This window comes from Campylobacter sp. GB48, assembly GCF_049221845.1.
GTDB classification, from domain to species: Bacteria; Campylobacterota; Campylobacteria; order Campylobacterales; family Campylobacteraceae; genus Campylobacter_D; species Campylobacter_D lari_C.
This window is the reverse complement of sequence record NZ_JBMJAR010000016.1, coordinates 1-21,447: the sequence shown is the minus strand read 5'-3', so window position 1 is coordinate 21,447 and position 21,447 is coordinate 1. Positions and strand designations below refer to the sequence as shown.

Genomic DNA, 21,447 nt, shown 5'->3' with positions numbered 1-21,447 from the left:
CCTAACTTAAAATTCTTTTTAATACTTCTTCATAGGCCATTTTTACATTACCTAAGTCTTGTCTAAAGCGATCTTTATCTAATTTTTCATTAGTTTTACTATCCCAAAATCTACAACTATCAGGACTGATTTCATCAGCAAGTATCATATTTCCTTCACTATCAATACCAAATTCTAATTTAAAATCAATCAATCTTAATCCTTTGGACTCAAAGAATTTAACTAAGATGGAGTTAATATGTCTTGCAGTATTTTTGATTAATTCTAAATCTTTTTCGCTTTTTACTAAATTTAAAATCAAACAATGCTCATCATTGATGATAGGATCGCCCAAATCATCATTTTTATAACAAAACTCAACTACAGCAAAAGGTAAAATTGTACCTTCTTTAATACCTAGTCTTTTCGTTAAAGATCCTGTAGCTACATTTCTAGTGATAACTTCTATAGGTATAATATTACATTTTTTAACAATTTGTTCTTTATTGCTGATAGTTTCTACTAGATGTGTTTTAATACCTTCTTTTTCTAAAAGATGAAAAATTTCAGTGCTAATTTTACAATTTAATGCACCTTTTCCTGCTTCATTACCTTTTTTTTCTGCATTAAAAGCAGTTAAATCATCTTTAAATTCTGTGATGAGTAAATTCTCATCATCAGTCTTAAACATTTTTTTACCTTTTCCCTCGTATAAAAGATCTAGTTTTGTTGCCATTTTACTCTCCTTTTGTAATGTTTAAAATTTTGATTGCGTCAATTGCTGTTTTTAGCTGTATATCATTATCAATTTGTTCTTTGGTGATGATATTTTTATCTTCTTTATTATCTTTTTTCTTTTCTTGATGTCCGATTTTATCAAGTTCAGCTTGTAGGTGTTTTTTCAGATCGCTTTCTTTGATTTCAAAGCCATGATTTTCTTCTTTACTTACTTTTCCTGGGAATACTTCTATATCAGGACTAACTCCGACAGCTTGTATGGTTCTACCACTTGGTAAATAATATTTTGCTATAGTAAGTCTTAAGCCTTCTTTACCTTTTTCATCCATAGGTAATATAAGTTGCACACTACCTTTTCCAAAGGTTTTTTCACCCACTATAATAGCACGTTTAAAATCTTGTAAAGCCCCACTTACAATCTCACTTGCACTAGCGCTACCACCATTTACAAGCACTACTAAAGGTACGTTGGTGATTTTTTTACTAGGATTTGCTTTAAATTCTACATTCTCACTTTCTATTTTTCCTTTTTGTGAGACAATGACTCCTTTATCTACAAAAAGATTTACCAAACCTACAGCTTGATTTAAAATACCACCTGGGTTAGTTCTAAGATCTAGTATAATTCCTTTTGCATTAGAATGTTTTTTGATTGCTTTACTAGCTTCATCTACGACATTTTTATCAAAATTAGTCACTCTTAAATAGAGTAAATTTTCATTTTCAATTAATTTTGTATAAACGCTATCTACTTTTATAATATCTCTTTTTAAATTGACATCAAATGGCTTTGCATCACCTTTTCTATAGATAGTTAGAGTAACCTTTGTCTTAGGTTCCCCGCGCATTTTAGAAACAGCTTCATTTAAAGTCATACCTAAGGTTGATTCGTTATTAATTCTTAAAATAATATCATCGGTTTTAATGCCTGCTTTATCTGCTGGACTTCCTTCTATAGGAGCTACAACACTAATTGCTCCATCTTTTTGCGTAATAGTAAAGCCAAGGCCACCAAATTCTCCATTAGTTTGTTCTTTAAGTTCTTTATAGCCTTTTTCATCCAAGAAAGAAGAATGAGCATCTAAATTTGTAAGTAAACCTGCTATGGATTTATCAACCAAATCTGTATAATTAACATCATCGACATAATATTGTTCTATGATGGACATGGTTCTTGTGAGTTTAGATAAAGCTTCTATTTTCTTTTCTGCTTCACTAGGAGCGGGGTTTTTAGCTTGTAAATTAGTAAAAATAAAAGAAGCAGTTATTAAACTGCAAATGCTAGCTGCGATAATAAGATTTCTTTTTGTCTTCAAAGGAAAAACTCCAAAATAAATATGAATTCATAAAATAATTATATAATTTTAGTTATTTTTGCTTAAAAAATCGTAAATAAAGTAAATATTTTTATGATATTAGTGCGTATATATAAAAAATTATTTATGATTATAACTAAATAAACTTGACAATAATAGACTAAAGTTATATAATATACTTCATATAAAAGTAAAAAGGAGTAAAAATGGCAAATATACAAGATTTTTTAACAGATTCTATGCTTTCAAATATAGAAAGTGCGATTTCTTTGGCCATTCATTCTAAGAATAGTGAAATAAAACCCTTGCATTTATTATGGGCTTTAAGTGTTGATAGTTCAAGTTTGCTAAATCAAGTTTTTAATAAATTAAATGTTTCTAAAGAGGCATTTGAGCTAGAAGTAAAAAGTAAAATTTCATCTTTTCCTACTAGCTCAAATATAAATAAAGATAATATTAAATTTTCAAATGAATTTATTAATTCTTTAGAAAAAGCAAAAGGCTTGGCTTTAGAAAACAAAGACAGTTATTTAGCTGTGGATATGTGGCTTGTCTCAGAAAGTACAAGTGGGGTTATTAAAGAACTTTTATCTAAATTTGTAGATTTAAATGAGTTTAAAAAAGAATTAGAATTTATTAGAGCTGGAGCTAAAATAGAAACTAAAACAAGCGATGAAACGCTTGATTCTTTGTCTAAATTTGGTATTGATTTGACTATGAAAGCTAAAAACAATGAGCTTGATCCTGTTATAGGCAGAGAAGAAGAAATTCAAAGATTAATGCAAATTTTAATCAGAAAAACTAAAAATAATCCTATTTTATTAGGCGAGCCAGGAGTAGGAAAAACTGCTGTAGTAGAAGCTTTAGCACAAAGAATAGTAAAAAAAGATGTTCCTACTTCATTGCAAAATAAAAAAGTCATAGCCTTAGATATGAGTGCTTTAATAGCAGGAGCAAAATACAGAGGTGAATTTGAAGATAGATTAAAAGCTGTTGTAAATGAAGTAATAAAACATAAAAATATTATTTTATTTATAGATGAAATTCACACCATTGTAGGTGCGGGTGCAAATGAAGGAAGTATGGATGCAGCAAATATTTTAAAACCTGCTTTAGCAAGAGGTGAGCTTCATACTATAGGCGCTACAACCTTAAAAGAATATAGAAAATATTTTGAAAAAGATACGGCCTTGCAAAGAAGATTTCAACCTGTAAATGTAGCTGAACCTAGCGTGAATGAAGCTTTAGCAATGCTAAGAGGTATAAAAGAAAAATTAGAAATTCATCATAATGTAACTATTAATGATAGTGCTTTGGTGGCAGCTGCAAAACTATCTAAGCGTTATATAGCTAATAGATTTTTACCTGATAAGGCGATTGATTTAATTGATGAGGCCGCAGCAGAATTAAAAATGCAAATAGAAAGTGAGCCAAATTCATTAAGAAAGGTTAGAAAACAAATTGAAAGTTTGGAAGTGGAAAATGAAGCTTTAAAAATGGAAGAAAATGAAGCTAACGAAAAAAGATTGGAAGAGATTAAAAAAGAATTAGCAAATTTAAAAGAAGAGCAAACAAAGCTTAATGCTAAATTTGAAAATGAAAAAGCAGTATTTAATGGCATAAGTGCAAAGAAAAAAGAAATCGATACTTTAAAAAATGAAGCTATTTTAGCTAAAAATAAAGGGGATTTTCAAAAGGCTGCTGAAATAGAATATGGCAAAATTTTAGAGTGTGAAAAAGAGGTATTAAATTTAGAAGAAAAATGGAAACAAATGACCCAAGAAGGAGTTTTGCTTAAAAATCAAGTAGATGAGGATTTAGTAGCTGGTATTTTAAGTAAATGGACGGGTATTAGCGTGCAAAAAATGCTTACTTCTGAAAAGCAAAAATATTTACACATTCAAGAGTATTTACAAGAAAGTGTCATAGGGCAAGATGAGGCTTTAAGTGTCTTGGCTAAAGCTATTAAGCGTAATAAAGCAGGGCTAAATCAAGCAACTAAGCCTATAGGAAGCTTTTTGTTTTTAGGGCCAACTGGAGTAGGTAAAACAGAAAGTGCTAAAGCTTTAGCTAAATTTTTATTTGATGATGAAAAAGCTATGGTGCGTTTTGATATGAGTGAATTTATGGAAAAACATAGTGTGTCAAGACTTTTAGGTGCACCTCCAGGGTATATAGGACATGAAGAAGGAGGGGAACTAACCGAAGCTGTTAGAAGAAAGCCTTATAGTGTGATTTTATTTGATGAAGTAGAAAAAGCTCATAAGGATGTATTTAATATACTTTTGGGAATTTTAGATGATGGTAGGGCTACAGATAGCAAAGGTGTAACGGTTGATTTTACTAATACTATTATTATTTTAACTTCTAACATAGGTGCAAATTTTATTATGGAGTTAAAGGGTGAAGAAAGAGAAAAAGCTATTAAAGAAGCTCTTAGAAGCTTTTTTAGACCTGAGTTTTTAAATCGTTTAGATGATATCATCACTTTTAACCCTTTAGGGGGAAGTGAAGCTGAAAAAATAGTTAAATTGCTTTTTAATACTTTACAAAAAAGTCTTGAAAATAAAGGTATTAAAGCAAGTTTGAGCGATAATGCTGCTAGGTTAATAGCAAAGGTTGGTTTTGATGTAGATTTTGGCGCAAGACCATTAAAAAGAGCTTTATATGACATGGTAGAAGATAAATTAAGTGATATGATATTATCCGATGAATTAAATGAAAACGATGAGATTATTATAGATTCTAAAGATGATGAGATTATCATTATTAAACAATAAGCAAGTGCAATACTTGCTTATTTTAGAGTAAAATTATCCTATTAACATTAAATTGTAAATACTTCGTATATTTGTTTAAAAAATTATTATTTTTTTATCTATTCTTAACAATAAATGTTTTAAAATCTACAATGATATTTCTATATTTAAGGAACAACAAATGAGTGATTTAGATATTTTTAATCGCCGTTTAGACGCATTAGAAAAACTTCCTCTTTTGAAAAATGAGATTTCTATCTCTAAAGCCTTAGAGCAATCAGGTTTTTCAAGAAGAGATTTTATGAAATGGGCTAGTGCAATGACTGCATTTTTAGCACTACCTGCTAGCTTTACTCCAGTAGTTGCAAGAGCTGCTGAGCTTAGTGATAGACTTCCAGTGATTTGGCTTCATATGGCTGAATGTACAGGATGTTCTGAGAGTTTATTAAGAAGTGATGCTCCTACTATTGATAGTTTAATTTTTGATCATATTTCTTTAGAATATCATGAAACTATAATGGGTGCAGCAGGTTGGCAAGCTGAGCATAATCTTGAAGCTGCCATGGAGAAATACAAAGGTAGATATATTTTAATGGTAGAAGGTGGTATACCAACAGGTGCCACAGAAAACTTTTTAACCATAGGACCACACGGTAAAACAGGTAAGCAAATAGCAGTTCAAGCTTGTGATAATGCTTTGGCTATTTTTGCTATAGGCACTTGTTCAGCTTTTGGTGGTATTCAAGCTGCTAGACCTAATCCGAGTAATGCTGTAAGCTTAAGTAAAGTTACAAATAAAACAGTTATTAATGTACCAGGTTGTCCTCCAAGCGAGAAAAACATTATAGGTAATGTGATTCATTATATATTGTATCAAACATTACCAGCGCTTGATGCTTATAATAGACCAAAATGGGCTTATGCTTTAAGAATTCATGATCTTTGTGAAAGAAGAGGACGCTTTGATGCGGGTGAGTTTGTGCAACAATTTGGTGATGAGGGAGCAAAAAAAGGATATTGTCTTTATAAGGTAGGTTGTAAAGGACCTTATACTTTTAATAACTGCTCAAAAGAAAGATTTAATCAACATACTTCATGGCCGGTACAAGCTGGACATGGTTGTATAGGTTGTTCTGAACCGGATTTTTGGGATACTATGGGACCTTTTGAAGAAGTGATGGCAGGAAGGTTATTTGATACTGTTTATGGCTTGGGTGCTGATAGTATTTCAGATAAAATAGGTATAGGTGTGCTTTGTGTAACAGGTGTTGCTGTTGCTGCGCATGCTGTGATTGCTTCATTAGAAAAGAATAAGGATTGAGAATGTCAAAAAGAATTATTATAGATCCACTTACTAGAATAGAAGGACACTTAAGAGTTGAAGTGGTAGTTGATGAAAATAATGTCATTAAAGAAGCATATTCAGGATCAACTCTATGGAGGGGTTTAGAAACTATTGTAAAAGGTCGTGATCCAAGAGATGCAGGCTTTTTAACTCAAAGAATTTGTGGTGTTTGTACTTTTTCGCATTATAGAGCAGGGATTATTGCAGTGGAAAATGCTTTAGGTATTACTCCACCATTAAACGCAGTTTTAACTAGAACTTTAATGAATGCAGCTTTATATATGCATGATCATCCTGTGCATTTTTATCAACTTCATGGGCTTGATTTTGTTGATGTTGTAAGTGCTTTAAGTGCTGATGTAAAAAAAGCAAGCGATGAAGCATTTAAATACACTGACATGCCTTATGCAACAGGTGCAGATAAACTTTTAGAAGTGCAACAAAGACTAAAAACCTTTGTAGATAAAGGAAATCTTGGACCATTTGCAAATGCTTATTATGGACACGCAACTTATCGCTTTACTCCTGAGCAAAACCTTATTGCACTTTCGCATTATTTAGAATGTTTAAGAATTCAAAGAACAATAGCTCAAGCTATGGCGATTTTTGGTGCTAAAAATCCTCATCCACAAAGCCTAACAGTAGGTGGTGTGACTTGTGTTATGGATCTTTTAAACCCATCAAGAATGGCTGAATATATGACTAAATTCCAAGAAGTAGCTGATTTTATTAATCGTGCTTATTATCCGGATTTAATCATGGCAGCAAAAGCTTATTCTAAAGAAGCAAGTGTGCTAAATGATGTAGGGGTAAATAACTTCTATACTGAAAGAGAATTCCAAGTTTCAAGTGATGAGTGGTTGTTTGAAGGTGGTATTATTAGAAATGGTGATTTGAGTAAGGTTGAGGAAGTAGATGAAGCTAAAATCACCGAAGAAGCTACAAGAGCTTGGTATGCGGACAATGAGGCTTTACATCCTTATGATGGTAAAACCAATCCAAACTATACAGGCTTAATTGATGGTGAAAGTATTGATGATAAAGGCAATATGGTTCATAGTAAGGTATTTGATACTAAAGGTAAATACAGCTGGATCAAAGCTCCAAGATATGAAAATTTACCTATGCAAGTTGGACCATTAGCAAATATTTTAGTTAATTATGCTAAGGGTAATAAAATCGTAGTAGAAGCGGTTGATTCATTCTTAAAAGCTACGAATTTACCAGTTAAAGCACTTATGAGTACTTTAGGAAGAACGGGTGCTAGAGCAATTGAAGCTAAAATCATTGCTGATCATGGCTTGAAAGCATTTAATTCTTTGGTTGAAAATTTAAAAACAGATGAAAGTACTTGTGCTACTTATGTAATTGATAAAAACAAAGAATACAAAGGTAGATTTATGGGAAGTGCGCCTCGTGGTGCGTTGAGCCATTGGTGTAGAATTAAAAATGGTGTAATTGAAAATTGGCAAGCAGTAGTACCTTCTACTTGGAATGCAAGTCCAAAAGACGCAAATGGAGTAGGCGGTAGCTATGAGCAATGTCTTATCGGTATGAAACTAGCTGATGTTAAACAACCTTTAGAAGTAATAAGAGCTATTCACTCTTATGATCCTTGCATAGCATGTGCTGTGCATGTAATGGATGCTAAAGGTAATAATCTTAGCGAGTATAAAGTAAATGTAAATTTATAAGGAAAGGACTTTAGTATGGATTCTAAACATTCCTTAAAATCAAACAGAAAGGCCGAATACGAATTTAGTATCGGCCTTCGTTTTACACATTGGTTAAGAGCGGTTGCAATTGTGATTTTAGTGGGAACTGGATATTATATTTCTTATGTATTTCAATCTCCTTCTATTTCATCTGAACCGACTTTATTTATGCAGGCAAAATACCGCATGGTGCACCAAATTTTTGGATTTATCATGATAGCTTGTGTGCTTTTTAAAACATATTTGTTCTTTTTTGATCCAAAAAGTGCAAATGAAAGAAGAAGTATTAAAGATATTTTTAATGTAAAATTATGGATAGATCAGATTAAATTTTACATTTTCTTAGGAAAGCACCCGCATTTACAAGGTGTATATAATCCTTTGCAATTTGCAACTTATTTTTTCTTTTATCTTGTTATGTTTGGGCTTATTTTAACAGGTCTAATCCTTTATATGCATGTATATCATGAAGGCTTGGGTGGATTTTTATATAATATCTTAAGACCTATTGAGGTAATGCTAGGTGGATTAGCTGATGTTAGAACCTACCATAGAATTTTAATGTGGGTTGTGTTGATTTTTGTTCCAGTGCATATTTATATGGCTGTGTTTAACTCAGTTAAAGGTAAAGACGGTGCTTTAGATGCTATCTTTAGTGGTTATAAATTTGTAAGAGAAAATCATTGAAACTTTTAATCTTAGGTATTGGTAATATTATGTTTGCAGATGAGGGCTTAGGCGTTCATCTTTGCAAACTTTTAGAAAAAAATTATAAGTTTTATCACGAAAAAGACTCAGTGAGCTTTGTAGATGGTGGAACTTTGGCTTTGCAACTTAGCTATATTATAGCTGAATATGATGAAATGGTTGTGATTGATTGTATTGCAGCAGATGATGCTAAAATCGGAGATATTTTTTTCTTTCCTTATGATGCAATGCCAAAAAAAGTTAATTGGAGTGGTAGCGCACATGAGGTTGAAATGCTTCAAACTTTACAATACATGGAGTTTATGGGAGATTTACCTAAAACTCAAATTTTAGCCTGTGTGCCAAAACGCATAGAACCATTGAGTTTTGAACTTTCAAAAGAAGTCTTAAATGCTTTAGAAAAAATGGAGAAAATTTTACTTGATTTTTTAGAGAAAAAAGGCTTTACCTATGAGAGAATTGCTAATTATAATATACAAGAGCTTGCTCTAAATTCTTATAAAAGCTAAGCAAAAAGCTTAGCTTAATTTTTTAATCATCAAATTTTTGTCCTAAGAAATTTCCATTTACATCAGTATAAATTTCCATCATGTTATTTAGTTTAAATTTATAACCTTGAATTTCTTTTTCAACTTTAATTATACTCGCATTTGGGTACATTTTCTTAATCGTTGCTAAAACATTTGGACTTAAAAAAGAAGTATCAATCGGTCTGTATTTTGCATCAATTTCTTTCCAATCTCCATTGATGAAAAACTCAAGTTCAGTTCCATTGTCTAAATAAACATCAAAGCTATCTATATCTTGCTTAACTAAAGCTATGTTTGATCCTGTAAAGTGTTTTTGTATAAAATCTTTAGAATTTGCCGGTAAAGCATTTACACCTACAACCATATCTTTAGCAAAAACACAACTTGCTAGAGTTAATGCCATTAAAGCTATTTTTAATTTCATTTTTTATCCTTTAAATTGAATTATTTGTGAAATCATATAAATATTAAGTGAATTTTGTGTGAACTTTGTTTTTTTTAAAATAAATAGCAAGTATTTAATTGTATAATGATAAAAAAGTTTTAAAAGGATAAATAATGTATAGGTTTGCACCATCGCCTACTGGAGATATGCATATTGGAAATTTAAGAGCAGCTTTGTTTAATTATATTAAAGCAAGACAAGAAAATACAGATTTTATTTTGCGTATTGAAGATACGGATAATGCTAGAAATATTGCTGGAAAAGAAGAAGAAATAAAAGCTATTTTAAAAGAATTTGGTATAACTTGGCAGCATTATTATGTACAAAGTGAGAATTTGAAGTTTCATCGTCAAATGGCTTTAAAGCTAGTAAGTGAAAAAAAAGCTTTTGCTTGTTTTTGCACTGAGGATGAGTTAGCTCATAAAAAAGAATTAGCTAAAAGTAAAAATCAAGCATATAGATACGATGGCACTTGTGAAAAATTAGCAGATATTGATGTGTTAAATTGTGAGAAACCTTTTGTAATCCGTCTTAAAAAACCTCAATCGCAAATGAAATTTACTGATTATATTAAAGGCGAGATTAGTTTTAATCCTGAAGATATTGATAGTTTTGTAATTATGAGAGCGGATAAAACTCCAACTTATAATTTTGCTTGTGCGGTTGATGATATGCTAGAAGGTGTTACTTGTATTATAAGGGGTGAAGATCACGTCTCAAATACTCCTAAGCAAGAACATATTAGAGCTAGTTTGGGTTATGATAAAAGCATGACTTATGCACATTTACCTATCATTTTAAATGAAGAAGGTGTTAAAATGAGCAAAAGAGAGGCTCATTCTAGTGTAAAATGGATGCTTGATAATGGATATTTAGCAAGTGCTATTGTAAATTATTTAATCCTTTTAGGTAATAAAACTCCAAAAGAGATTTTTATTTTAGAAGAAGCTATAGAATGGTTTGATTTGAAAAAAGTTTCAAAATCTCCTGCGAGATTTGACACTAAGCGCTTAATGCAAATTAACCGTGAGCATATAAAAATGCTTGATAATGATAAATTAAATTCTTTGTTAAACTTAGGCAAAGATGTAGCGGAGCTTGCAAAATTTTATACTCAAGAAGCTAGCACTTTAAATGAAATCAAAGAAAAAATACAAGCTATTTTTACAGTTAAAAATTATAATGAATTTGAAAGTGAATGTAGGTTAATTAAAGAGGTTTTAAAAGATTTAGATTTGCCTCAAGAATACGATGAGTTTAAAAAGGTTTTGATGGAAAAAACAAATTTAAAAGGTAAAAATTTCTTTATGCCTTTGCGTTTAGTATTAACAGGGGTTACTCATGGACCTGAAATGAGTGAAATTTATACTTTAATTAAGCCTTTTATTAAAGAAATTATAAAGGAGTAAAATGGGAGTTGGAACAAGTTTGATTGTGTCTTTGGTGCAAATTTTTTCTTTAGTGATTGAAATTTATGTGTGGATTATAATCATTGCTGCATTGATTTCTTGGGTAAGACCTGATCCTTATAATCCTATAGTGCAAATTTTATATCGTTTAACTAATCCTGCTTATGCTTTTGTAAGAAGATTTATCCCTACTACTATAGGAAGTATTGATTTAGCACCTTTGATTATTATTTTAGGGTTAAAATTTATTCAAATATTTTTATCAAATTTAATTTTAGGAAGTTTATAAGTGTTGAAAAAAAGTGTAGTATTGCTTTTAGCTGGAATAGTTTTTGCAAATAGCGCTATGTATTCTTATAAAGAATTAGAGCAAAAACCAAATTCTTTAGCTAAGGATTATTATTTATATCGTTTATTAGAAAAAAATGAATTTAAAAAAGAAGAAGTTGAAGGTTTAAAAGAACATATTTATCGTTATGCAGGACGTATTAAAAATGCTATTGAAGTGATCATTCCACCTTTGGGGTATAATAAAGAATATGAAGCTTGTTATAAATTTAACACACAAAATATCTTAGATGCTAATGCTACTTGTCAGCTTATAAGATTAAACAGCTTAACTTTTATACAAGATCTTAATACTTCAACGCGTAATGAGATGAAAAAAATTATCCCACAAGATAATCCAAATTTAGTAAAACTTTTAGAAGCTTTTAATGCCAAAGATCCTTTAAGTTATGCGGTTTTAAATTATGATAGTGCAAATTTTTATAAAATTTATGGCTTTTTAAAAGATAAGAAGGATTTTTTCTTAGAAAAAGATTTTGCTGATGAATTAGCAAAAGAAAAAGAATTTACAAATTTTGTAAAAGAAATTATTATTAAGAAAAAAAGTCCATTGATAAGAAAATCTTTGGTCAATGTAGATGCAAATTTAACTTTTCAAGATAATGCTTTTTATCTGGGTGTGAATGCTATTTTAGAAAATGACGATAAAAAAGCACTGGAATTTTTCCAAGTAGCAAAAGATACTTTTAAAAGCAAGCCTTTAGTAGATAATGCAAATTTTTGGATTTATTTAATCACTCAAGATAAAAAGTATCTTGATGAACTTGCTCAAAGTGATTCTTTAAATATTTATAGTCTTTATGCAAGAGAGTTAAAAGGCTTGCCTTTGCCTAAAATAGAAAAATTAAAGCCAAAAAAACAAAAAAATGATTTTGATATGAAAGATCCTTTTGCTTGGCAAAAACTTGCAAAAGAAATTGCAAAAGGCACTCCTAATGAGCTAGAAAAGCTTGCAAAAGATTTTTATACTAAAGAAAACATAGCTATTTATGCTTATATTAAAGAAAGAGCTGAGGGTTTTAAAAAACATTATTTCGTTATGCCTTATTTTGAGTATTTAAAAGATTATTCTACACAAAGAAAGGCTATGATTTTAGCTTTAGCTAGACAAGAAAGCCGTTTTATACCAACAGCAATTTCAACCTCTTATGCTTTAGGTATTATGCAATTTATTCCATTTTTGGCTAATCATATAGGTAATAAAGAATTGCAAATTCCAAATTTTGACCAAGATATGCTTTTTGACCCAAAAACAGCTTATACTTTTGCAAACCATCATTTAGATTATTTAGAATCTAAACTTAATTCTCCTATTTTTGTAGCTTATGCTTATAATGGAGGTATAGGCTTTACCACGAGAATGCTTAAAAGAGAAGATATGTTTAGAGCTGGAAAGTACGAACCATTTTTATCTATGGAGCTTGTTCCTTATGCAGAAAGTAGGGTGTATGCTAAAAAGGTTTTAGCTAATTATATTGTGTATTTGCATCTTCTGAACGATAATACACCGATTTCGAAATTTTTTGAAACTTTAACTCAAAACACTGATTCTCAAAACACAAATCAAGTTGCAAAATAGGTTTTTGTACTAATTCATCAAGGGTGATTTTGTAATAACTTGCATAATCACTTTTGATGATATATTTAAACAACTCATCATTTTGTTCCAAAGCTTTTAAGTTAGTTTTTTCTCCATCTATAAGTATTGAAATTTGTTCTTGTTTGATATTGATATTTGGTAAAAAACTAAGCACAAAAACTTCTTTTTGGCTTTTCTCATCTAATACAGGATTTAGGTAACTTAATAAAGCTACTACTCTACTATCTTTATAATTAAAATTGATTTTTTGTGCATACATGAGAGTTTGGTTTTTTAAATCGATTTCACTTTGTTTTTGGGTTTTATTTGAACATGCAGTAAAAATAAGTGTTAAAAAAATGATCGTATAAATTTTTTTCATATTTTATTCCTAATTTTTTTATAATTATAAGCTTTTAACTTTTAAAAAGATATAATTTTATTTATTTTCTTTGATTTAAGGAAGTTATGAAAAGATTAGCAATGGCTTTTAGCGGGCCTTCCAATTCAGGTAAAACAACTTTAATAACCCAAGTTGCTAAATATTTTATGGAGCAAAATTATAAAGTATGTATTATAAAACATGATCCAAAAGATAAAGCAAGCTTTGATATAGCAAAAAAAGATAGTTTTAAATTTTTTCAAAGTGGTGCTGATGTAATGGTTTTAAGCCCCACAAGAACAACTTTATTTACACATTCTCCAAGTGCTTTAGATGAAGCTATTTCTAAACTAGGGGAATTTGATTTTTTATTTATAGAGGGCTTGAAAACCTTAGATATGCCAAGAATTAGTGTTTTTTGTAAAGAAATAGATGAGAGTTATTTTGCTTATTCTAAAGCTATTGCAAGTTATGAGAAAATCGAAAATAAAAATTTAACTTGGCTTTATTTGGATGATTTAGAAAGTATTTGTGATTTTATATTAAAAAATTCAAAAAAAGTATAGGGGTAAAATATGCAAGAATTAATTAATGATATACAAAAAGCAGTGATTGAAATTTCAAAAGAACTTAGATATTTAAAAGATTTTGATTATACTACTTCTCAAAACGCAACTGGAGATAATCAATTAAAACTTGATGTAAAAAGCGATGAGATTATCACTAGAATTTTAAAGCAAAGCAAAGGTATAAAAAGCTTGATTAGTGAGGAAAAGCAAGAGCAATTACTAATCAATGAAAATGAAAAATACATTGTTGCTTATGATCCTTTAGATGGCTCATCTTTGGTAGATGTGAATTTTGCTATAGGTTCTATTTTCGCTATTTATGAGCAAAAGGCTAGTGCAAAAAATCTAAAAGCAGCAGTTTATGCTATTTATGGTGTGCGTTTAGAGCTTATAGTGTGCATAGACACTCCTAAGCTTTATAGGTTAAGTGAAAATGATGAATTTATTTTTGTTAAGGATTTAAAATTAAACGAAAAAGGCAAATTAAATGCAAGTGGTGGGACACAAAAAAATTGGTCAGATACTCATAGGGCTTTTATAAAAGCTTTATTTGATGAAGGATATCGTTTAAGATATTCAGGTGCTATGGTGAGCGATTTACATCAAATTTTACTCAAAGGTGGTGGGTTATTTTCATATCCCGCAACAAGTGATGCACCAAATGGAAAATTAAGAGCTTATTTTGAGGTGTTTCCTTTTGCTTTTATTTTTGAAAAAGCAGGAGGATTTTCTACTAATGGAGAAAATAATTCTTTGCTTGATTTAGAATTTGAAAAAATCCACGCAAGCACGCCATGCTTTTTGGGTTCTAAATATGAAATTGAAAAACTAAAACAAGCTTACAAAGGGCTTTAATGGCTGAAGTTAAAGATGAATTTGAACTAGCTTTGGAAGTTAAAAAAAATGAACTTCAAACTTGTCAAAATGAAAAAAACTTAAAATCTTGTTTACCTTGCTCTATGATTTTTGAATGCTCTTTAAGAAAAGAGTATATTGATGCGGTTTATAAAAGTATGTCTAAAGGTAAAGAAGGTGGATTTGATTTTTAATTAAAGGTTGAAAATGCGTTATATTACTACTCCGATATATTATGTAAATGATGTGGCACACATAGGTCATGCTTACACTACGATTATAGCAGATACTTTGGCTAGATTTTATCGCTTGCAAGGAGAAAAAACATTCTTTTCAACAGGTACAGATGAACATGGCCAAAAGATAGAGCAAGCTGCTAGTGCTAGAAATTTTACCCCTAAAGAATATGCAGATGAAATTAGTTCTAAGTTTAAAAAACTTTGGGATGAGTTTGAAATTTCTTATGATTATTTCATTAGAACTACAGATGAAAATCATAAATTAAGTGTACAAAAAGCATTTAAAAAAATGTTTGATAAGGGTGATATTTATAAAGGTACCTATGAAGGCTTTTATTGTGTTTCTTGTGAGAGTTATTTTACTCAAACTCAGCTTGTAAATGAGTGTCATTGTCCAGATTGTGGCAAAAAAACACAGCTTTTAAAAGAAGAAAGTTATTTTTTTAAGCTTTCTAAATATCAAGATCAAATTCTTAAATGGTATAAAGAAAAAGAGCCGATTTTACCTAAAAATAAGGCTAATGAATTGATCCACTTTGTAGAAGGTGGCTTAAAAGATCTTTCTATTACAAGAACAAGTTTTGAGTGGGGTATAAAGCTTCCAAAAGAACTAAATGATGAAAAACATGTGGTATATGTTTGGCTTGATGCTTTGATGAATTATGTGAGTGCATTAAGTTATGGACTTGACGATAAAAATATGGATCTTTGGCCTGCTCATATTCATTTTGTAGGTAAGGATATCTTGCGTTTTCATGCAGTGTATTGGCCTGCATTTTTGATGAGTTTAGAGCTTCCTTTACCTAAATTTGTAGCAGCGCATGGTTGGTGGACTAAAGATGGTGAAAAAATGAGTAAATCTAAAGGTAATGTAGTAGCACCTAAAGAAGTAGCAGATACTTTTGGTTTAGAAGCTTTTAGATATTTTTTACTCAGAGAAGTTCCTTTTGGTAATGATGGGGATTTTTCACAAAAAGCATTAGTCACTAGAATCAATGCAGAATTAAGCAATGAGCTTGGAAATTTATTAAATAGAATTATCGGCATGAGTGCTAAGTATTCTCAAAATATTATTGAATGCAAAGATGTGAATTTGTATTTTAATCAAGAATTAAATGAATGCAAAGAGTATTTAGATAATGCAATCAATGCTTTAGAAAATATCCAGCCAAATCGTTATTTAGAAGAGCTTTTCAAGGCTTTATCTTTAGCAAATTTAAGTATTAGTAAATATGAGCCTTGGAATTTAATTAAAAATAATCAAATGCAAAAAGCTAATGCTTTAGTGGCTTTATGTGCTAATATTTTAACAAAAGTTACTATTTTACTTTCAGCTGCTATGCCAAAAACAGCTTTAAAAATTGCCAAAGCTTTAAATTTTGAAATTTCAAATGAAAATTACCAAAAATTAATTTTAAATAATCAATTGTGTGATTTAAAATCAAGTGCATGTGAAGCTTTATTTCCAAAAGTTGAATTAACCCAAGAAAGTAAAAAAGAAGAAAAAGTAGAAGAAAAGCCAAGTTTGTCTCAAATTAAAATTGATGATTTTAAAAAAATTGAAATTAAAGTAGCATTAGTAAAAGATTGTCAGAATATAGAAGGTAGCGAAAAGCTTTTAAAATTTCAACTTGAGCTTGAAAATGGTGAGTTAAGACAAGTACTTTCTGGTATTGCTAAATTTTATAAAGCTAGTGAATTAATAGGTAAGCAAGTTTGTGTCATTACCAATCTAAAAAAAGCTAAAATTTTTGGCCATGAAAGTCAAGGTATGATTTTAAGTGCCCAAAAAGATGAAAAATTAGTTTTAATTAGCCCACAAAGCTTTATTGAAAATGGAGCTTTAATAGGCTAGATGAATATTTCTAATTTTATTGAGCTTGTTAATGCCCAAGTTTTAAACTATGGAGCAACTTCTAGTGTTTATGATTTTAGTATAGATTTAAACAAAGTCAAACAGGCAAGTGTTTTTTTTGCTAAAAATAATGAACAAGCAAGTTTTGCTATAAAACTTGGCGCTTATGTTATAGTAAGCGAAGAAAAATTAAATCTTGAAGATAAAGATGTATTTTATCTTCAAGTTGACGATCTTGAAAAAGCTATTTTTAGACTTTTTAGATTTTTATGTGAAGAAAAATCTTATGAATTTATATATTGCAATCATATAGAATTAAAATTTGCAAAGGCATTTAATTTTAAAGTTTTAAACTCAAATATTTTGTTAGATTTTGATCTTTTAAAAAGCTCTAAAGAAAAAACTTTCTTTTGTTCTGATGATGAAAAATTTATTTTAAAATTAAAATCAAATTTTCATACCTTAAAAGCTTGTAAATATGAAATTTTAGGTTCTAAGTCTTTATTTCAAACGAGTTTGCTTTGTAAAAATTTGTATTTTAAAGATTTAAAATTTGCATTTTTTTATGCAGATATTTTTGCTAGTTTTATTGAATTTATAGAAAGTCAAAAATTATCTTTTAGTTTTAATGATAAAAAATTAGAACTTTTTAATGCCTATTTTTTAAACTCAAAAAATGAAATTTGTGCTTTTGGGGGCAGTTCTAGAGTAGTTTTACTTGTAGAAAATGAAAAAGATTTTGATTTTATAGCACAAAATTTTCAAGGTGTTAAAGATTTTAAAATAGCATTAAAAAATTCATTATTTTGTGATTTTTCTTATGCAAATTTAAATGAATTAAAGAAATTTTTTGATTTTAAATACTGTCTGATCAAAGAAAACAAAGAAGACTTTTTAGAATGTTTTCTTGCTCAAGAAAAAAATATTAGTTTATTTGATTAAAAAAATATCAACTTTAAAAAGCTATATTTATAATTTTATTTTATTAATTTAAGGAAAAAATATGAAAAAAATTTTATTTTTAAGTTTATTTGCTGCAGCTGCATTAAATGCTGAAATTTTAGTTTATGGTCCAGGTGGTCCAGCTCCTGTTTTGAAAGAACTTGCAAAACAGTTTGAAGAAAAACACGGCGAAAAAGTTACTATTAATGCAGGACCAACACCTAAGTGGATTAAACAAGCAAAAATAGATGCTGATATTATTTATTCGGGTAATACATCTATGATGGATGGATTTGTCAAAGCAATGCCAAAACAAATTAAAATACAAGATGTTCAGGTTTTAAATGCTAGAGGCTCAGGTATGATAGTAAGAGCTAATAATCCTAAAAAAATTAAAAAATTTGAAGATCTTTTAAAAGATGGTGTTAATGTTATGGTGGTTGATGGAGCAGGGCAGGTTGGCTTGTATGAAGATATGGCCTTAAAAACAGGAAAAATTGAAAATCTAGAAAAACTTAGAAAAAATATCAAAGTATATGCTAAAAATTCAAAAGCTGCAGTTGATGAGTGGAAAAATAATCCAAATATCGATGCCTTAATTATTTGGACACATTGGATAAAAGCAGTTGGTGAAAAAGAAAATAAATTTATTAAAGCAGATAAAAACTCGATTATTTATAGAGCTGCTGAAATAGTACCAACGCAAAAAGGTTTGAAAAATCCAAAAGTAGCTGAATTTATAGAATTTACACAAAGTAAAGAAGCGCAAAAAGTATGGGAAAAAGAAGGGTGGTTAGCTAAATAAATTAAAAGCATTTTACTTTAATGTAAAATGCTTTTTTTGAATTATTTTTCGTTAATTTCTGCTTCTATATTTATTTGCACTTCATCACTAAGTGTTAAGCTAGAAGTATCTGGAGCAAATTTAAAATCGCTTCTTTTAATTTGTCCTTGTAAAGTAAACCCTGCTTTTTCTTTGCCACTATCTGTTTTGATAACCCCTCCAATTTCAGTATCTAAAACGATATCTTTGCTCACTCCAGCGATGTTTAATGAGCCATACATTTTACCCTTTTCGTTAGAAATTTTTTCATATTTACTCATAGTAAAAGTGATGTTTGGATGAGTTTTTGCCTTGAAAAAATCATCTTGTTGTAAGTGTGTATCTCTAGCTTTATTTTCAGTGTTTATAGAAGCAACTTTTACATTCGCTTGAAGTTTGTTAAATTCAAATTTAGTGCTATCAAAATCAATCACTGCATCATAGTCTTTAAAAATTCCATTTACATTACTAATTTGCAAATGTTTGATTTTAAATCCTACATTTGTATGAGCTTTATCTAAGCTAAATTCTTTACTTAAAGCATTGCTTGCTAAAATAGAAGCAGTTAAAAAAGAACCAAGTAATATTTTTTTCATGTTTTTCTCCTTAATACTTAAAAATGTAAATTATACAAACGAAAATAAAACGAAAGGAAACTTTAAATATATTCTATAAAATCATTCATATTGGCTTCTTTAAAACCTTTTAATCTTAGTAAACAACTATCACATTTACCACAAGCTTTATCCTCTCTTTCATAACAAGACCAAGTATATTCCAAGGCTACTTTTTCCTTTAAAGCTAAATCAACTATTTGCCCTTTACTTAGGTGAACTAATGGAGTTTTAATTTTTACATTACAAGTTTTTGTAGTGCCTTCATTGATAAAATCACTTGCTTTTTGTATAAAATTTTCACTACAATCAGGATAACCACTACTATCTTCTTGTACCACTCCTATAAAAATACTTTCACATTTTTCTTTTTCAGCTATAGCTCCTGCAATAGATAAAAAAATACCATTTCTAAAAGGAACATAAGTATTTGGCACTTCTTTTTCGCATAGCTTTTCTTTGGGAATTTTTAAATTTAAATCCGTTAAAGAATTGCCGCCAATGCTTGCTATAAAAGAAACATCTAAAATATATTTTGTTTTTATGTTAAGTTTTTCACAAATTTTATTAAAACATTCTCTTTCTTTAAGCATAGTGCGTTGATTATAATCAAAATGCAAAGCAATAATTTCGTATCCTTCTTTTTTAGCTAAATATGCACATAAAGTACTATCCATACCACCGCTTATAATACAAAGAGCTTTTTTCATACTTTTCCTTAAATTTGATATAATTTGAAATTATAAAATTAAAAGGATAATAATGATTTTTTGTGAAGAAGAGATGGAAATTTCTTTTCTTGAAAAAATTGCTCAAAAAATGAGTGATAAAAATATAGAACTTGTTCTAGTGGATGAAAAAACTATGCATAAAATTAATCTTGATCAAAGAGGTGTGGATAAAACTACAGATGTTTTATCTTTTCCTTTAGTGCAAAATTGTGAAAATTTGCTTGGAAGTATAGTGATAAATTTAGATGAAGTAAGTAAAAAGGCCACAGAATATAAACATAGCAAGAATGAGGAGATGGCATTGCTTTTTATCCATGCTATGCTTCATTTGCAAGGTTATGATCATGAAATAGATCAAGGACAAATGAGGCAAAAAGAACAAGAATGGATTGAATATTTTAAACTACCAAAAAGTTTAATTGTAAGAACACAAGAAGGGGATTAAAGTGATTAAAAAAATAATATTAAGTTTTGGTTTATGTGCGAGTTTATATGCTTATAATGAAAATACATTTACTATAAATATTTTAGAAGGGAAAGAATTTGACATTCATTTATATAGCTCTATAAAAAGCAATACTAGCTATGGATTTGTCCAAACAAAGCAAAAACAATACGCTTTTTGGGGTAGTGCTAAAAATGATGAGTATTATATAGATATAGCAGATTTTGGAACTTGTGTTTTAAAAGATATGCATAAAAATAAATTTGAGGCCTTATGTAAAATAAATGATATAAGAAAAGAATTCGATTTTTTAGCTAGTAAATCAAATGCAAGTATTTATCAATTATCACTTAAAGAACAAAAACAACTAGATGCTAATAAAACTATCGAATTTGATTTTAGTGAGGATATATTAAAAATATCAAGTCAAAGTAAAAATTTAGAAAAAATTATTGATGATTTTAATGAAAATTTAGATAAAGATTCTTTAAAACAAAAAGCAAAAGAAAGCTTTGATAAATGGAACAAAGAAGATATTGCAAATAATGAATTTTTATCTCAAGCTTATGTATTTTACCAAGATAAACATATTATTTCTCTAGGAAAAAATACTTATGAGTATAAAGGTGGTGCTCATGGTATGACTAATTTGTTAAGGAAAACTTATAGTATTGATGATATGAAGCTTCTTAGATTAAAAAATGAATTAAAAATAGAAAATGAAGATTTTCAGAGTATGGTTAAACAAAAAATTTTAAGCTTATATAATGAAAATGAATTATTTGATATTAAAGAGCTTAAAATAGGTGAAATTTTTGAAGTGAGAAAAAACGGATTAGTTTTGATATGGGAACCTTATGATATAGCTCCATACTCTACCGGAGTAATTGAAATTTTTATAAGTTATGATGAATTAGAACCTTTTTGGAAAAATAACTCAAAATTAGCTTATTTGAGTAAAATCAAATAAGCTTTAATAGTTCATCTTATCTTAAAATTATTTTATTGTTGTTAATTTTGAAACTTTCATAGCTTTTAAGTGAAATTATTAATTAAAAATTTATTTTCATTTATTATTTAAACTTTCTATAAAGTAAATTTCAATACAATTCCGATTTATT

The 21,447-nt window shown here is 29.1% G+C and carries 22 protein-coding genes; 16 read left to right on the top strand and 6 right to left on the bottom strand.

Annotated features, from left to right (window positions below):
- Position 1: 1 nt before the first annotated feature.
- Both purC and ACOTVC_RS07545 read right to left on the bottom strand, forming a co-directional pair.
- A complete protein-coding gene (purC, locus tag ACOTVC_RS07550) occupies positions 2–715 on the bottom strand; it encodes a phosphoribosylaminoimidazolesuccinocarboxamide synthase (protein WP_087690407.1) in 714 nt (237 codons plus the stop codon).
- Position 716: 1 nt separating this feature from the next.
- Positions 717–2,033 (bottom strand): S41 family peptidase, encoded by a 1,317-nt coding sequence (locus ACOTVC_RS07545; protein ID WP_087684840.1) that lies wholly within the window; start codon positions 2,031–2,033, stop codon positions 717–719.
- 206 nt (positions 2,034–2,239) lie between these two features.
- Between ACOTVC_RS07545 and ACOTVC_RS07540 the strand changes: the two genes are divergently transcribed.
- The 5 genes from ACOTVC_RS07540 to ACOTVC_RS07520 all read left to right on the top strand — a co-directional run bounded on the left by ACOTVC_RS07540 (position 2,240) and on the right by ACOTVC_RS07520 (position 9,069).
- The gene (locus ACOTVC_RS07540) at positions 2,240–4,813 is read left to right on the top strand and encodes an ATP-dependent Clp protease ATP-binding subunit (RefSeq protein ID WP_214116514.1); all 2,574 of its coding nucleotides are present in this window, start codon (positions 2,240–2,242) and stop codon (positions 4,811–4,813) included.
- Positions 4,814–4,973: 160 nt separating this feature from the next.
- Positions 4,974–6,113 (top strand): [NiFe] hydrogenase, small subunit, encoded by a 1,140-nt coding sequence (locus tag ACOTVC_RS07535; RefSeq protein ID WP_039618196.1) that lies wholly within the window; start codon positions 4,974–4,976, stop codon positions 6,111–6,113.
- A 2-nt stretch (positions 6,114–6,115) separates the two neighbouring features.
- Positions 6,116–7,831: a nickel-dependent hydrogenase large subunit gene (locus ACOTVC_RS07530; protein WP_214099586.1), complete on the top strand. Its 1,716-nt coding sequence runs from the start codon at positions 6,116–6,118 to the stop codon at positions 7,829–7,831.
- Positions 7,832–7,846: 15 nt separating this feature from the next.
- A complete protein-coding gene (gene cybH, locus ACOTVC_RS07525; protein ID WP_214099585.1) occupies positions 7,847–8,539 on the top strand; it encodes a Ni/Fe-hydrogenase, b-type cytochrome subunit in 693 nt (230 codons plus the stop codon).
- Complete coding sequence (locus tag ACOTVC_RS07520) at positions 8,536–9,069, top strand: HyaD/HybD family hydrogenase maturation endopeptidase (RefSeq protein WP_087684842.1); 534 nt, start codon at positions 8,536–8,538, stop codon at positions 9,067–9,069. Before cybH ends, ACOTVC_RS07520 begins: the two co-directional genes overlap by 4 nt.
- Positions 9,070–9,091: 22 nt before the next feature.
- On the opposite strand, the gene ACOTVC_RS07515 is transcribed toward ACOTVC_RS07520, so the two are convergent.
- Positions 9,092–9,514 carry a PepSY-like domain-containing protein gene (locus ACOTVC_RS07515; protein ID WP_214097983.1) on the bottom strand — a complete coding sequence of 141 codons (423 nt, stop codon included), beginning with the start codon at positions 9,512–9,514 and terminating at the stop codon, positions 9,092–9,094.
- A 134-nt stretch (positions 9,515–9,648) separates the two neighbouring features.
- On the opposite strand from ACOTVC_RS07515, the gene gltX reads away from it, so the two are divergent.
- The 3 genes from gltX to ACOTVC_RS07500 are packed head-to-tail and all read left to right on the top strand — an operon-like array spanning position 9,649 to position 12,871.
- A complete protein-coding gene (gene gltX, locus ACOTVC_RS07510) occupies positions 9,649–10,944 on the top strand; it encodes a glutamate--tRNA ligase (RefSeq protein ID WP_421628184.1) in 1,296 nt (431 codons plus the stop codon).
- 1 nt (position 10,945) lies between these two features.
- A complete protein-coding gene (locus ACOTVC_RS07505) occupies positions 10,946–11,233 on the top strand; it encodes a YggT family protein (RefSeq protein WP_012661430.1) in 288 nt (95 codons plus the stop codon).
- 3 nt (positions 11,234–11,236) lie between these two features.
- Complete coding sequence (locus ACOTVC_RS07500; RefSeq protein ID WP_373274593.1) at positions 11,237–12,871, top strand: lytic transglycosylase domain-containing protein; 1,635 nt, start codon at positions 11,237–11,239, stop codon at positions 12,869–12,871.
- Here ACOTVC_RS07500 and ACOTVC_RS07495 read toward each other — a convergent pair.
- Entirely contained in the window at positions 12,759–13,253 is a 495-nt protein-coding gene (locus ACOTVC_RS07495) for a hypothetical protein (RefSeq protein WP_087715377.1), read from the bottom strand. The genes ACOTVC_RS07500 and ACOTVC_RS07495 overlap by 113 nt on opposite strands.
- 86 nt (positions 13,254–13,339) lie before the next feature.
- On the opposite strand from ACOTVC_RS07495, the gene mobB reads away from it, so the two are divergent.
- The 6 genes from mobB (at position 13,340) to ACOTVC_RS07465 (ending at position 18,518) form a co-directional block, all read left to right on the top strand.
- On the top strand, positions 13,340–13,819 hold the full coding sequence (gene mobB / locus ACOTVC_RS07490; RefSeq protein ID WP_087690428.1) for a molybdopterin-guanine dinucleotide biosynthesis protein B: 480 nt from the start codon (positions 13,340–13,342) through the stop codon (positions 13,817–13,819).
- A gap of 9 nt (positions 13,820–13,828) precedes the next feature.
- Positions 13,829–14,677 carry a class 1 fructose-bisphosphatase gene (locus tag ACOTVC_RS07485; RefSeq protein ID WP_087684845.1) on the top strand — a complete coding sequence of 283 codons (849 nt, stop codon included), beginning with the start codon at positions 13,829–13,831 and terminating at the stop codon, positions 14,675–14,677.
- A complete protein-coding gene (locus tag ACOTVC_RS07480) occupies positions 14,677–14,871 on the top strand; it encodes a hypothetical protein (RefSeq protein WP_039625990.1) in 195 nt (64 codons plus the stop codon). Before ACOTVC_RS07485 ends, ACOTVC_RS07480 begins: the two co-directional genes overlap by 1 nt.
- A gap of 13 nt (positions 14,872–14,884) precedes the next feature.
- The gene (metG, locus tag ACOTVC_RS07475) at positions 14,885–16,771 is read left to right on the top strand and encodes a methionine--tRNA ligase (protein WP_421628180.1); all 1,887 of its coding nucleotides are present in this window, start codon (positions 14,885–14,887) and stop codon (positions 16,769–16,771) included.
- Positions 16,772–17,713 (top strand): hypothetical protein, encoded by a 942-nt coding sequence (locus tag ACOTVC_RS07470; protein ID WP_039641389.1) that lies wholly within the window; start codon positions 16,772–16,774, stop codon positions 17,711–17,713. It abuts the gene before it with no gap.
- Positions 17,714–17,774: 61 nt separating this feature from the next.
- A complete protein-coding gene (locus ACOTVC_RS07465) occupies positions 17,775–18,518 on the top strand; it encodes a substrate-binding domain-containing protein (RefSeq protein WP_087684848.1) in 744 nt (247 codons plus the stop codon).
- Positions 18,519–18,559: 41 nt separating this feature from the next.
- Here ACOTVC_RS07465 and ACOTVC_RS07460 read toward each other — a convergent pair whose 3' ends face one another.
- Both ACOTVC_RS07460 and queC read right to left on the bottom strand, forming a co-directional pair.
- Positions 18,560–19,132: a YceI family protein gene (locus ACOTVC_RS07460; RefSeq protein ID WP_039641392.1), complete on the bottom strand. Its 573-nt coding sequence runs from the start codon at positions 19,130–19,132 to the stop codon at positions 18,560–18,562.
- A gap of 62 nt (positions 19,133–19,194) precedes the next feature.
- Positions 19,195–19,860: a 7-cyano-7-deazaguanine synthase QueC gene (queC, locus tag ACOTVC_RS07455; protein WP_214099580.1), complete on the bottom strand. Its 666-nt coding sequence runs from the start codon at positions 19,858–19,860 to the stop codon at positions 19,195–19,197.
- Positions 19,861–19,912: 52 nt separating this feature from the next.
- Here queC and ybeY point away from each other — a divergent pair, with 52 nt between their 5' ends.
- Both ybeY and ACOTVC_RS07445 read left to right on the top strand, forming a co-directional pair.
- Positions 19,913–20,326, top strand: a complete 414-nt coding sequence (gene ybeY / locus ACOTVC_RS07450) for an rRNA maturation RNase YbeY (RefSeq protein ID WP_087684850.1) — start codon at positions 19,913–19,915, stop codon at positions 20,324–20,326.
- 1 nt (position 20,327) lies between these two features.
- Positions 20,328–21,296 (top strand): DUF3298 and DUF4163 domain-containing protein, encoded by a 969-nt coding sequence (locus ACOTVC_RS07445; protein ID WP_257905981.1) that lies wholly within the window; start codon positions 20,328–20,330, stop codon positions 21,294–21,296.
- The last annotated feature ends 151 nt before the right edge of the window (positions 21,297–21,447 follow it).

Coding starts and splice junctions, on each gene's coding strand:
- metG (WP_421628180.1), top strand. CDS start 14,885: ATGCGTTATATTACTACTCCGATATATTATGTAAATGATGTGGCACAC.
- ACOTVC_RS07540 (WP_214116514.1), top strand. CDS start 2,240: ATGGCAAATATACAAGATTTTTTAACAGATTCTATGCTTTCAAATATA.
- gltX (WP_421628184.1), top strand. CDS start 9,649: ATGTATAGGTTTGCACCATCGCCTACTGGAGATATGCATATTGGAAAT.
- purC (WP_087690407.1), bottom strand. CDS start 715: ATGGCAACAAAACTAGATCTTTTATACGAGGGAAAAGGTAAAAAAATG.
- ACOTVC_RS07495 (WP_087715377.1), bottom strand. CDS start 13,253: ATGAAAAAAATTTATACGATCATTTTTTTAACACTTATTTTTACTGCA.
- ACOTVC_RS07535 (WP_039618196.1), top strand. CDS start 4,974: ATGAGTGATTTAGATATTTTTAATCGCCGTTTAGACGCATTAGAAAAA.
- ACOTVC_RS07470 (WP_039641389.1), top strand. CDS start 16,772: ATGAATATTTCTAATTTTATTGAGCTTGTTAATGCCCAAGTTTTAAAC.
- ACOTVC_RS07515 (WP_214097983.1), bottom strand. CDS start 9,514: ATGAAATTAAAAATAGCTTTAATGGCATTAACTCTAGCAAGTTGTGTT.
- ACOTVC_RS07530 (WP_214099586.1), top strand. CDS start 6,116: ATGTCAAAAAGAATTATTATAGATCCACTTACTAGAATAGAAGGACAC.
- ACOTVC_RS07480 (WP_039625990.1), top strand. CDS start 14,677: ATGGCTGAAGTTAAAGATGAATTTGAACTAGCTTTGGAAGTTAAAAAA.
- ACOTVC_RS07505 (WP_012661430.1), top strand. CDS start 10,946: ATGGGAGTTGGAACAAGTTTGATTGTGTCTTTGGTGCAAATTTTTTCT.
- ACOTVC_RS07460 (WP_039641392.1), bottom strand. CDS start 19,132: ATGAAAAAAATATTACTTGGTTCTTTTTTAACTGCTTCTATTTTAGCA.
- cybH (WP_214099585.1), top strand. CDS start 7,847: ATGGATTCTAAACATTCCTTAAAATCAAACAGAAAGGCCGAATACGAA.
- ACOTVC_RS07485 (WP_087684845.1), top strand. CDS start 13,829: ATGCAAGAATTAATTAATGATATACAAAAAGCAGTGATTGAAATTTCA.
- mobB (WP_087690428.1), top strand. CDS start 13,340: ATGAAAAGATTAGCAATGGCTTTTAGCGGGCCTTCCAATTCAGGTAAA.
- queC (WP_214099580.1), bottom strand. CDS start 19,860: ATGAAAAAAGCTCTTTGTATTATAAGCGGTGGTATGGATAGTACTTTA.
- ybeY (WP_087684850.1), top strand. CDS start 19,913: ATGATTTTTTGTGAAGAAGAGATGGAAATTTCTTTTCTTGAAAAAATT.
- ACOTVC_RS07465 (WP_087684848.1), top strand. CDS start 17,775: ATGAAAAAAATTTTATTTTTAAGTTTATTTGCTGCAGCTGCATTAAAT.